8 protein-coding genes and 1 tRNA gene are annotated in these 11,735 nt (G+C 75.4%); all 9 read right to left on the minus strand.

The features are described from left to right. Positions 1–57: 57 nt before the first annotated feature. The 9 genes from ACGFZ2_RS04660 to ACGFZ2_RS04700 all read right to left on the minus strand — a co-directional run bounded on the left by ACGFZ2_RS04660 (position 58) and on the right by ACGFZ2_RS04700 (position 11,046). Positions 58–1,335: a hemolysin family protein gene (locus tag ACGFZ2_RS04660; protein ID WP_393450149.1), complete on the minus strand. Its 1,278-nt coding sequence runs from the start codon at positions 1,333–1,335 to the stop codon at positions 58–60. Position 1,336: 1 nt separating this feature from the next. Beyond that, positions 1,337–1,534 carry a hypothetical protein gene (locus tag ACGFZ2_RS04665; RefSeq protein WP_350687479.1) on the minus strand — a complete coding sequence of 66 codons (198 nt, stop codon included), beginning with the start codon at positions 1,532–1,534 and terminating at the stop codon, positions 1,337–1,339. A gap of 40 nt (positions 1,535–1,574) precedes the next feature. Beyond that, positions 1,575–3,338 (minus strand): selenocysteine-specific translation elongation factor, encoded by a 1,764-nt coding sequence (gene selB, locus ACGFZ2_RS04670; RefSeq protein ID WP_393261721.1) that lies wholly within the window; start codon positions 3,336–3,338, stop codon positions 1,575–1,577. A 3-nt stretch (positions 3,339–3,341) separates the two neighbouring features. Continuing rightward, complete coding sequence (gene selA, locus ACGFZ2_RS04675) at positions 3,342–4,646, minus strand: L-seryl-tRNA(Sec) selenium transferase (protein WP_393450152.1); 1,305 nt, start codon at positions 4,644–4,646, stop codon at positions 3,342–3,344. Between the two features lie 19 nt (positions 4,647–4,665). Beyond that, positions 4,666–4,761 (minus strand) — tRNA-Sec (locus ACGFZ2_RS04680). A gap of 45 nt (positions 4,762–4,806) precedes the next feature. Continuing rightward, a complete protein-coding gene (gene nrfD / locus ACGFZ2_RS04685) occupies positions 4,807–5,955 on the minus strand; it encodes an NrfD/PsrC family molybdoenzyme membrane anchor subunit (protein ID WP_393450155.1) in 1,149 nt (382 codons plus the stop codon). Continuing rightward, complete coding sequence (locus tag ACGFZ2_RS04690; protein WP_393450158.1) at positions 5,952–6,899, minus strand: 4Fe-4S dicluster domain-containing protein; 948 nt, start codon at positions 6,897–6,899, stop codon at positions 5,952–5,954. The genes nrfD and ACGFZ2_RS04690 overlap by 4 nt, the downstream gene beginning before the upstream one ends. Next, positions 6,889–10,185: a formate dehydrogenase gene (fdh, locus tag ACGFZ2_RS04695; protein ID WP_393261710.1), complete on the minus strand. Its 3,297-nt coding sequence runs from the start codon at positions 10,183–10,185 to the stop codon at positions 6,889–6,891. The genes ACGFZ2_RS04690 and fdh overlap by 11 nt, the downstream gene beginning before the upstream one ends. Positions 10,186–10,449: 264 nt before the next feature. Then, positions 10,450–11,046, minus strand: coding sequence for a hypothetical protein (locus tag ACGFZ2_RS04700; protein ID WP_393450161.1), 597 nt, complete (start codon positions 11,044–11,046; stop codon positions 10,450–10,452). Between the last annotated feature and the right edge of the window lie 689 nt (positions 11,047–11,735).

The following is an 11,735-nucleotide window of genomic DNA, read 5'->3' on the forward strand; positions in this document are numbered from 1 at the left end:
GCCCCACGCCCGGCGTGGCCGGTTCGTCCGGGTTCACCCGACCGTGGCGGCCCCGGGTCACGCCCCGGTGGCGACGCCCCGCAGCCGGACCCGGCGGATCGTCCTGCCGGACACCTCCACCACCTCGACGGTCAGCCCCGGCAGATGCACCGTCTCCCCGGGCCCGGTCGGCAGGTGCCCCAGCCCGGCCAGCACCAGCCCGGCCACCGTCGTGTACTCCCGCGACGGCCGGAAGTGCAGCCGCACCCCGACATCGGCCAGGTCGTGCAACGGGAAGTCGCCGGGCAGCAGCAGCGAGCCGTCCGGCTCCCGGGCCACCCCGGTCACGTCCCGGTCGGTCTCGTCGTACAGCTCCCCCACCACCTCCGCCAGCAGGTCCTCCAGGGTCACCAGGCCGTCGACCCCGCCGTGCTCGTCGACGACCAGGGCGAGCTGCTGGTGGCACAGCCGCAGCCGGCGCAGCGCGTCGGACACCGGCAGGGTGCCGGGCAGCAGCAGCGGCGGGCGCGCCCGGTCGCCGACCGCCGCCGCGCCCGCCGCGACGAGGTCCCGGATATGCACCACGCCGCGCACCTCGTCCAGCCCCCCGGGCCCGACGACGGGGGCACGGGACCGGCCGGCGGCGGCGAGCCGGCGCAGCCCCTCGTCGGCGGGCAGGGTCGCGGGGAGCACGGTCACGTCCAACCGGGGGACGAGGATCTCCCGCAGCGTCCGGCCGGCGATGTCGAACGCGCCGGTGAGGATCTCCCGCTGCTGCGCGGACAGGCCCCGCTGGCTGACCACGATCTCCCGCAGCTCCTCCTCGGTCATCTCCGTACGGCTGGCCCGCGGGTCCCCGCCGGCGAGCCGCACCACCACGTCGGTGGCCTTGCTCAGCAACCAGACCGCCGGTCGGGACACCCCGGCCAGCAGGTCCAGCGGGCCGGCGCTGAGCAGCCCCCACCGCTCCGCGCGCTGCATCGCCAGCCGCTTCGGGGCCAGCTCGCCGACGACCAGGGTGACGAAGGTGAGCAGCACGGTGACCAGGACGACCGCGGCGCCCCGCGCGGCTTCGCCGAGGAAGCCCAGCGGCCCGACCAGCGGCTCGGCCAGCGAGACCGCGGCGGCGGCGGAGGCGAGGAACCCGGCGAGGGTGATGCCGAGCTGGATGGTGGCCAGGTAGCGGTTGGGGTCGCGGACCAGCCGCGCCAGCCGCTCCCCGGAACGGCTACGCCGACCCAGCTGCCGCACCTGCCCCTCGCGCAGCGTCACGAGCGCCATCTCGCTGCCCGACAGGGCGGCGTTGACGAGCACCAGCACGGCTACCAGCGCGAGCTGCCCGAGCGGTGCCCCCATGTCAGTCGACCTCCAGGTCGTCGAGGGAGATCTTGTGCGTCATCAGCCACCGTGCCAGCGCCGACATCCCGAACAGCCACAGCGGCGCCGACTCGGTGGTGCCGTTCGTCGCGAAGATCGCGAAGCGCAGGTCCGGGGCCCGGTATGCCTCGATCCGCCATTTGTGCTGCTTGTCCCGCCAGACCGCGGAAGGGTCCATGGCGCCACGCTAGGCGACCGCCCGCCCCGCCGGGGCGGCTTCAGGACGGCGCCGCGACCACGACCCGGGCGTCGTCGGGCAGCCGCCGGGTGGCGCCCCGGCGGTCCAGCAACTCCAGCAGCGGCACGGCGACGCGGCGGGTGGTGTCCAACGCCTGCCGGGCGGCGCTGAGCGTGAACGGCTGCGGCAGCCCGGCCAGCACCCGCACGGCCTCGTCGACCGCGCCGGGCAGCAGCACCACGTTCTCGGCGAGCCGCAGCAGTGCACCGGCCCGCACCGCCGCGCCGATCTCCCGGGGCCCCAGCCCCAGGTCCGCCAGGCGTTCGGCCTCGGGGGCCCGGAACGGGCGGTGGGCGTACTCGGCGCGGAGCCGGGCGACGGCGCGGGCCACCGGCTCCGGCAGCGCGTCGGCGGCGGCCGCGGTGACCCGGCCGGCGTGCAGCCGCAGCGGCGGCCGGACCAGCGCCTCGACCAGCGCCCGGTCGGGCAGGTCGAGGCGCTGCCGCAGCAGCTCCACCGGGGCGCCCGGCTCCAGCGGGTGCTCCCGGGCGTGCCGGGCCACCTCCCCGCCCAGCCGGGCGCCGAGCCGCCGCCAGTGCTCCGGGTCGGCCAGCCAGTCCCCCACGACGGGCCGCCCGGTCACCTCGACGCCGGTGCGGACCAGGTCGGCGGCGCGGGCCAGGCCCCGGCGGCGCAGCTCGCCGGCCAGGTCGGGCCGGCCGTCCACGGTCGCCAGCACGGCCGCGCGGGCAGCCGCCGCGCCCCGGCGGGTCAGTGGCGGCGGCGCGACGTCCAGCACGGTCACGCCGCCGGCCACGTGGTGCCGGCCCGGGTCGCGCAGCAGCGCCCGGTCGCCGACCAGCAGCGGCAGCGGCCGGGCCAGCCGCAGCCGGACGGTGTCCGCGCCCAGCGGCCGCACCCGGGCGGGCACCGCCGCCGCGCCGACGTGCAGGGTCAGGGTGGCGGGCAGCTCCGCCGCGGGGTCGCCGGCCAGCCGGACGTCCAGCAGGTCGGTGCGGTGGAACCGGCCCGGGGTGAGCAGGGCGTCGCCGCGGCCGACCCGGCCCCGGGGCGTACCGCGCAGGTTGACCGCCACCCGGGCGACCGCGGTGACCTCCGACCGGGCCTCGCCGAGGCGGTGCAGGCCACGCACCCGCACCGGCTCGCCGGTGGCGGCGAGTTCCAGCTCGTCGCCCACCCGTAGCCGGCCGGCGCCGAGGGTGCCGGTGACCACCGTGCCGGCGCCGCGCACGGTGAACGCGCGGTCCACCCACAACCGCACCGGGGCGTCCGCCGCCGGGGCGGGCAGCCGGGCCGCGAGCCGGTCCAGGGCCGCGCGCAGCTCCGGCAGGCCGGCGCCGGTCACCGCGCTGACCGCCACCGTGTCGACCGCGCCGAGGGAGGTGGCCGCCAGCTCGGCCCGGGCCCGGGCCGCCGCCGGCCCCGGGTCCGCCAGGTCCGCGCGGGTCACCACCAGCAGGCCGTACGACACTCCGAGCGCGTGCAGCGCGGCCAGGTGCTCGGCCGACTGCGGCATCCAGCCCTCGTCGGCGGCGACCACGACCAGCGCGGCGGGCACCGGGCCGACGCCGGCGAGCATGTTCGGCACGAAGCGCTCGTGCCCCGGCACGTCGACGAACGCGACCGTCCCGCCCGACGGCATGGTGCTCCAGGCGAAGCCGAGGTCGATGGTCAGGCCCCGGCGGCGCTCCTCCGCCCACCGGTCGGGTTCCATCCCCGTCAGCGCCCGGACCAGGGTCGACTTGCCGTGGTCGACGTGCCCGGCGGTGGCCACCACGAACACGGCTCAGCCGTCCCCCGACACCCGCAGCACGGCGGCGCGGACGGCGGCGTCGGCGTCGGCGGGCACGCAGCGCAGGTCCACCAGCAGCCGCCTGCGGACGACCCGGCCGAGCACGGGCGGGTCGCCCACGCGCAGCGGCTCCGCGTACCGCTCGGGCAGGCTCAGCGCCCACGAGTCCAGCTCCACGCCCGGCGCGCCGCCGCCGCCGACGACCGCGCCGGCCCGCACCACCTCCGCCTTGCACCCGTCGGCCGCGAGGGCGTCACGCAGCCGCTCGGTACGCTCCCGCAGCGCGCCGGGGTCGGCGTGCAACGCGGCCCACGTGGGCGTGACCGGGTCGGCGAGGGTGGCCGCGAGCGCGGCCAGGGTCAGCTTGTCCACCCGCAGCGCCCGGGCGAGGGGGTGCCGGCGCAGCCGTTCGACCAGGTCGGCGGCACCGAGCAGCAGCCCCGCCTGCGGCCCGCCGAGCAGCTTGTCGCCGCTGGCGGTGACCAGGGCCGCCCCGGCCCGCAGGGTGCCGGCCGCGTCGGGCTCGTCGGGCAGCAGCGGGTCGGGGGCGAGCAGCCCCGAGCCGATGTCGGCGACCACCGGCACGCCGAGGGAGGCCAGCCGCCGCACCGGCACCGCCGAGGTGAAGCCGGTGACCCGGAAGTTCGACGGGTGCACCTTCAACACGAAGCCGGTCCGCGGGCCGAGCGCGGCGGCGTAGTCGTCGAGCGTGGTGCGGTTGGTGGTGCCCACCTCACGCAGCCGCGCGCCGGTGCTCTCCAGCAGCTCGGGCAGGCGGAACCCGTCGCCGATCTCCACCAGCTCGCCCCGGCTGACCACGATCTCGGCGTCGGCGGCGAGCGCGGTGGCGGCGAGCACCAGCGCGGCGGCGCCGTTGTTGACCACGTGCACCGCGCCGGCGGCGGGCACCGCGGCGGCGAGGGCGTCGAGGGCGTCGCGGCCGCGCCGGGTCCGCCGGCCGGTGCGCAGGTCCAGTTCGACGTCGGTGTGTCCGGCGGCGGCGGTGACCGCCGCGACGGCGGCGGGCGACAGCGCGGCCCGGCCCAGGTTGGTGTGCAGCACCACCCCGGTGGCGTTGAGCACGGCCCGGGGCGCGGGCGCCGGCAGGGCGGCCAGCGCGGCGTCGCATACGGCATCGGGGGTGATCTCGCCGCGGCGGGCCCGCTCCTGCGCCCGCCGCACGGCGGCCTTGACGCGGTCCCGCCCGAGGGTCTGCGCCGCCGCGGTCAGCCGGGGGTCGGCGAGCAGCGCGTCGGTGCGCGGCACCCGCCGGCGCGGATCGGCTGCGACGTCCCCCATGCCCCCTCTTCCGGCAGTTTGGCGGAGACGGACGGGAATCGAACCCGCCTGACCCGGGTCCCGGGCCACACCGGTTTTGAAGACCGGGAGGGGCACCAGCCGCCTGAACGCCTCCACGCAGCAGTGAACCACAGGCCGGGTGGGCGTGAACGGTGGGGCGTCAGCCCTCGGCGGCGCGCCGCCGGTCGAGGCGTTCCCGCTGCGGCACCACCGTGTACTTCGGATCCTTCGCCGAGGCGACGCCGCCGTAGAAGATGCCGAACCGGGTGGCCACCGACGCGGCCAGCAGGGCCGCCCCGGACAGGGCGGAGACCGCCCGGCTGCGCCGGCCGAGCAGCGCGCCGGCCACCCCGGCCGCGGTCAGGGCCCGCCCGGCGCGCAGCAGCCGGCCGGGCCGCCCGGTGCGGTAGGGCTCGCTGAGCAGCCCGAGCCGGGTCTCCACCCGGTGCGAGCCGAACAGTTCCAGGGCGGCGCCCGCCACCGCCATCCGGCGGGCGGGGCCGGCCTGCGCGGTCGGCGCGGCGATCAGCCCCACGCCGGCGCCGCTGGCCAGCGCGCTGCCCGCGAAGACGGTCGGCAGCTCCGGATACGCCTCGTGCCAGGACGGCACGGCCGTGTCGGCCAGCAACACACCGGTGTACGTGGCCAGCGCCGGCGCGGTCGCCGCGGCGGCCAGCCCGGCGGCGTGCCCCACCGGCGGCAGCAGCCGACGTGCGAGCCCGAGCGGCCCCCGCTCGGGCAGCCACGCCGCGCCCTCGGCGACCGCCGCGATCCCGGCGGCCGGGCCGAACGCGCTGAGGATCCAGGTGCCCACGGACATCGGCGAGGTCGGCTTGGCCACCCGCAGCATGTGGTGGAACCGGGCCGGCCGCCCCAGGTCCTTGACCAGGAAGACGGCGCTGGCGGTCACCGCCACCAGCGACGTGACCCGGCCGGCCCGCCGCAGCGCGGGACGGCCGGTGAGCTGCCCACCCGCCGCGAGCAGCGACGAGCCGGCGGCCAGCCCGCCGGTGAACAGGTACGCCGCGATGTCCCATTTCCAGACTGGCGCCTTGAGGATCGGCCGGCCGTAGTAGGAGGTGAACTGGGCCTCCGGGACGGTCAGCTCCTCGCCGCCGCGCCGGCCGCCGCCCCGCCGCCGGTTCCGTCCGGGCGCACGGGTCGACGCCGGCGCGCCGGACCCGCCGGGTGGCGCCCCTGCCGAGCCGCCAGCGACATCGCCGGGGCCGGCCGGTCCGCCGGGAACGCCGGCGTCGAGGCGATCGCGGAAGCGACGGAACAGGTCGCCCACCGGGCGGTCCGGACTCAAGAGGAACCTCCGACGAACGCGGCGACGGCCGCCGCCGCCATGGCCAGGGCCGCCAGGCCGGCCCGCTTCCACATCCTCGGCAGGTCCCGGGTGGTGACCACCGGGTCCGGGGGCAGGCCGTACACCTCGGGCTCGTCGAGCAGCAGGAAGAACGCGCCGTCGCCGCCGACCCCGTCGTCGGGGTCGTGCCCGTAGAGCCGCGCCTCGGTGACGCCGCGCTCGTGCAGGGTCGCCACCCGGGCGGCGGCCCGCTCCCGCAGCTCGTCGAGGGGACCGTACTGGATGGACTCCGTCGGGCACGCCTGCGCGCAGGCGGGAATCTTCCCGGCGCCGATCCGGTCGTAGCACAACGTGCACTTCCACGCCCGGCCGTCGCCCTTGCGCTGGTCGATGACGCCGTAGGGGCAGGCGGAGATGCAGTAGCCGCAGCCGTTGCAGATGTCCTCCTGCACCACCACCGTGCCGAACTCGGTGCGGAACAGCGCCCCGGTGGGGCAGACATCCAGGCAGGCCGCGTGGGTGCAGTGCTTGCAGACGTCGGACATCATCAGCCAGCGGAAATCGCTGCGCCCCTCCGCGCCACCGGCCCGCCCCGGCGGCTGCGCCCCGGGCATGCCCAGGAACTCCGGCCCGGCGCCCCGACCGGCCGTCGCCGCACCGGCGAACGGCGGCCCGCGGTGCCCGGCCGGGCGGGGCTGCTCGACGAACGCCACGTGCCGCCACGAGTTCGCGGTCAGCGCGCCGGTGTTGTCGTACGACATGCCGAGCAGGTCCAGCCCCGAACCGGGAACGTCGTTCCACTCCTTGCAGGCCACCTCGCACGCCTTGCAGCCGATGCAGACGCTGGTGTCGGTGAAGAAGCCCATCCGGGGCGGGGGGTCGACCCAGCCCGCGTCCGGGGCGGGATCGAGCGGCCCGGACAGGCTGTTCGGGTCAGGAAGCATCACGGTCCTCCCCGGCGCCGTCGGTGGGGGCCGGCGCCGGAAACGCCCCCGGCGTGAGGGTCGAGGGCGGATGGCCGGGGACGATACCCGCCCGCCGCCGGTAGTCCGCCACCAGATCCCGCAGGGCCGCCCCAGTGGGCCGCCGCCCCGGGCGCACGTCGCAGGTGCCGACCTTGCTCTCCTGGATGAGCACGTTCGGGTCCAGCGTGATCCCGAACAGGTCGTTGGCCGAGTCGCCCGTCACCAGGCCCTCGAACCCGAAGTGGTACGGCAGCCACACCTGGTGGATCACCCGGCCGTCCACCCGCAGCGGGGCCAGCCGGTCGGTGACCAGAACCTTCGCCTCGATCACCGCCCGCCCACTGACCAGGTGCGCCCAACCCAGGTGCGCCAGGCCCCGCTCGGCCGCCACCTCCGGCGACACCTCCACGAACATCTCCGGTTGCAGCTCCGCCAGGGTCCGCACCGTACGGCTCATCCCGCCCGCCGTGTGGTGCTCGGTGAGCCGGCTGACCGTGAACACGTACGGGAAGACTCCGCTGTGCTCCTGCGGCGGGCTCGGGTTCACCGAGTTCACGGGGTGCGCGTACACCTTGCGGGTGGGGTTGGCCTGCTGGCGGTAGAGCGGGTTGCGCACCGGCGACTCGGCCGGCTCGTAGTGCGTCGGCAGCGGACCGTCGAGCACCCCGCTGGGCGCGTACAGCCAGCCCTTCCCGTCGCCCTGCATGACGAACGGGTCGTCGCCGGCGATCCCCTCCGGGCCGGCCGCGCCCTCCGGCGGCCGGTACGTCGGCGGCTTCGTCTTCTCGAAGTCCGGCACGTCGTAGCCGGTCCACTCCCCGGCGTCCGGGTCCCACCAGACATACTTCTTCCGCTCGCTCCACGGCCGGCCCTGCGGGTCGGCGGAGGCGCGGTTGTAGAGGGTGCGCCGGTTGGCCGGCCAGGCCCAGCCCCACTCGGCAGCCACCCAGTCCTGCTCGTGCCGAGGCTTGCGCCGGGCCGCCTGGTTGACGCCGTCGGCGTACACGCCGGAGTAGATCCAGCAGCCGACGGCGGTCGAACCGTCGGCGCGGGCCTCGGTGAACGTGGACAGCGGACGGCCCGTCGCCACGTCGTACCCGTTGATCTCGCGCAGCACCGCCTCGGCGCTCGGCTCGGCGTGCGGACCGTGCGTGGGATAGTCCCAGGCCAGGTCGAGCAGCGCCCGGTCACGCGGCAGGTCGGAGCCGGCCAGCTTCTCCCGCAGCCGGCGCCCCAGGTGGTAGAAGAACCACAGCTCGGAGCGGGCGTCGCCCGGCGGGTCGACGGCCTTCTCCCGCCACTGCAGCAGCCGCTGGGTCTGGGTGAAGGTGCCCTCCTTCTCCACGTGCGACGCGGCCGGCAGGAAGAACACCTCCGTCCTGCACTCGGTCGGCACGATCTCGCCCGCGGCCACCTCCGGGCCGTTGCGCCAGAACGTGGCGCTCTCGATCATGAACAGGTCGCGGACCACCAGCCAGTCCAGGTTCGCCATGCCCAGCCGCTGGGCGCGGCCGTGCGCCGAGCCGACCGCCGGGTTCTGCCCGAGCAGGAAGTAGCCCCTCACCTTCCCGTCGATCATGTTCAGCACCTGCTGGTACGTCCCGTGATCGCCCGTCATCCGGGGCAGGTACCCGTAGCAGAAGTCGTTCTCCGGCGTCGCCGCGTCCCCCCAGTACGCCTTGAGCAGGCTGGCCGCGTACGCGCCGGCGTCGCCCCAGGAGCCCTTCTGGCCGGGGCGGCGGAAGCTGTCCACCCACCGCGGGAAGGTGGTGTGCTCGGCGCGCGGCATCGGCAGGTAGCCGGGGAGCAGGTTGTACAGCGTCGGGATGTCGGTGGAGCCCTGGATGCTGGCGTGCCCGCGCAGGGCCAGGATCCCCCCGCCGGGGCGGCCCATGTTGCCCAGCAGCAGCTGGATGATCGCGCCGGTGCGGATGTACTGCACGCCGACGCTGTGCTGCGTCCACCCGACCGAGTAGATCAGCACGCCGGTGCGCTCGCGGCCGGAGTTCTCCGCCCACGCCCGGGCCAGCTCCAGGAACCTCTCCTGCGGGATGCCGCAGACCCGCTCCACCATCTCCGGCGTGTAGCGGGCGAAGTGCCGCCTGAGGATCTGGTAGACGCAGCGCGGATGCTGCAACGTCTCGTCCCGCTCCACCCGGCCGCTCACCTGCGCGCCGTGCGACTCGTGGAGCAGCCCGGCCGCGCTGTCCCGATCCTTGGCGGTGTGCCCGCTGCCGGAGTCGGTCTCGTGGCCCGCGTACTGCCAGGAGTCCTGCACGTAGCTGCCGGTCTCCGGGTCGAAGCCGGAGAAGAAACCGTCGCCGTCCTCGGCGTCGACGAACTGGTCGCTGACGATCGTCGCGGCGTTCGTGTAGGCCAGCACGTACTCCCGGAAGTCCAGCTCGTTCTCCAGGATGTACCGCACCACCCCGCCGAGCAGCGCGATGTCGGAGCCCGCGCGGATCGGCAGGTAGGTGTCGGCCAGCGCGCTGGTGCGGGTGAACCGCGGGTCGACGTGGAACACCCTGGCGCCGCGCCGCTTGGCCTCCATCACCCACTGGAAGCCCACCGGGTGGGCCTCGGCCATGTTCGAGCCCTGGATGACGATGACGTCAGCGTTGGCGACGTCCTGCTGGAAGTCCGTCGCGCCACCGCGACCGAAGCTGGCCCCCAGACCGGGGACGGTGGCGGAGTGTCAAATGCGCGCCTGGTTCTCGATCTGGAGCGCCCCCATCGCCGTGAACAGCTTCTTGATGAGGTAGTTCTCCTCGTTGTCCAGCGTCGCCCCGCCCAGGCTGGAGATCCCCAGCGTGCGGTTGAGTGGCCGGCCCTGGGGGTCGACGTCCTCCCACGTCTCGGCGCGGGCGGCGAGGATCCGGTCGGCGATCATGTCGACCGCGACGTCGAGATCCAGGTCCTCCCACTCGGTGCCGTAGGGGCGCCGGTAGCGGACCTTCGTCTGCCGCAGCGGGCTGGTGACCAGGCTCCTGCTGGCCGAGCCCTTCGGGCAGAGGCGGCCCCGGGAGATCGGGCTGTCCGGGTCGCCCTCGATCTGGGTGACCTGCTCGTCCTTGACGTACACGCGCTGCCCGCAGCCGACCGCGCAGTAGGGGCAGACCGAGCGGGCCATCCGGTCGGCGGTCTCGGTGCGCGCCGTCAGCCCGGCCGAGCGCGCCGACTGCGCGGCGGCGCCCCGGCCCAGCGGGTCGGTGCCGGTGAGCTGCCGGTAGACCGGCCAGCCCTCGATGAAGGTCCGCAGACCCACCCGCGACACCCCCTCCCCCGGCCCGAACACCGTCGACCCCTCGCACACTAGGCCAGCCCGCACCCCGGCCGCGACCCGAGCCCCCGATCACCACCCGACGGTCACCGTCCGCGCCCGCGACGTCGCCACTGGCGTACGCAGACAGCGCCGCCCCCGAGCCGGATCGGCTCAGGGGGCGGGGCGATGTCGGGTGGAGATGTGCCGCTGGCCGGCGCCCGTGTCGGGTGCCGGCCAGCGATCCCCCTTGTGGTGAATGTCTGTGTGTCAGCTGTTCCAGTGTTCGGCGACGAGGTCGGCGGCCTGCTGCTCCCACTGGGCGTAGTGGTCCGGGTACGCCGACACCTGCACCGTCTGCGCGGCCTCGGTCAGGGGCATGTCCTGCCACCCGTCGACCTGCTTCAGGCCCTTCAGGAACGCCGTGGTCGAGTACTCGGGGTCGGTGATCTGCTCCACCGTGCCCCAACCCGAGGACGGGCGCTGCTGGAACAGGCCCTGCGAGTCGTGGTCGTTGCGGTCACCCAGATGACCCAGGTTCTCCAGCTTCGACTCCTGCAACGCCGTCGCGATCGACACCACCGCGGCCCGCTCGTCCATCCCGGCCTTCTTCGTCGCCGCGATGATCGCCTTGGCGTTGGCGACCTGCTCGTCGGTCAGGTCGATGCGCGACTGCGCGCCCTGCACGCCATGCGGGATCAGCTTCGACTTGTCCACGGCCGGCTTGTCAGCCTGCACCGCCACCGCCACGGGCTTACCCGACTCGACCGTCGGGGCGGCGTGAGCAGCAGCCGGACCGGCGAACACACCACCGGCAAAAGCCAGACCAGCAACACCAAGAACGCTCTTACGCAGGATCGTGTTCATCAGGATGCTCCATTCGGGGGTTGGCACCACACGCCGAAGGGGGTTCAGCGAGGGTGCAAGCACCGTCCGGCGCTCAAAGAAACTCAAGGGGATCCGGCGCGTCACGCGCCGGGAAGAATCAGACCGGCCCTCTGGAGACCGGGAGCGGCCCGTGTCGCGGGGCGAGGGGGTCGCCCCTTCATCGGCCGGGACCATGTGTAACGACCGGCGGCCCACCAACATTCCGGGGGCCCGCACGCCAGCCCGCCGGGGGACGGGGGTGGTCTTGCTCGGCCGTACGCAGGGTGTAACGACCCCGCCCCCGCCACGATTCCGCCCCCACGATGCCCCCGGTCACACCCCGAACCGGACCCCACGGGTGCCATCGCCCGGCCGCTGTCGAGCTGCCCTCACAGATGGGGCACACGTGCCGCGGCAGGTGATCGAGCCTGGTGTGACGGGTGGTCCCACAGATGGGGCAGCTCGACAGGGCCCACGTCATCAGACCCACCGGACCTGTCAACAGCGGGTCGACGGGTCGTCACCTCGCAGCCCGCCCCCACGCCGACGCCTCACCGGCGCTCTGCGGACGCTTCGCGACAGCCGTACGCACAACGGACATCCAGGCACGGACGGCGCGCGACCACCGACGGGGTGTGGCCCGCCGTGCCCGGCGCAGGGATCAAGCCTGACCGCCCGGAGCCGGGCAC

Origin of the sequence: Micromonospora sp. NPDC048063 (assembly GCF_043202855.1) — a bacterium.
Taxonomy (GTDB): Bacteria; Actinomycetota; Actinomycetes; order Mycobacteriales; family Micromonosporaceae; genus Micromonospora.

Excerpts from the sequence above, each read along its gene's own strand:
- ACGFZ2_RS04660 (WP_393450149.1), bottom strand. The coding sequence starts at position 1,335 with ATGGGGGCACCGCTCGGGCAGCTCGCGCTGGTAGCCGTGCTGGTGCTC.
- ACGFZ2_RS04665 (WP_350687479.1), bottom strand. The coding sequence starts at position 1,534 with ATGGACCCTTCCGCGGTCTGGCGGGACAAGCAGCACAAATGGCGGATC.
- selA (WP_393450152.1), bottom strand. The coding sequence starts at position 4,646 with ATGGGGGACGTCGCAGCCGATCCGCGCCGGCGGGTGCCGCGCACCGAC.
- ACGFZ2_RS04690 (WP_393450158.1), bottom strand. The coding sequence starts at position 6,899 with ATGCTTCCTGACCCGAACAGCCTGTCCGGGCCGCTCGATCCCGCCCCG.
- ACGFZ2_RS04700 (WP_393450161.1), bottom strand. The coding sequence starts at position 11,046 with ATGAACACGATCCTGCGTAAGAGCGTTCTTGGTGTTGCTGGTCTGGCT.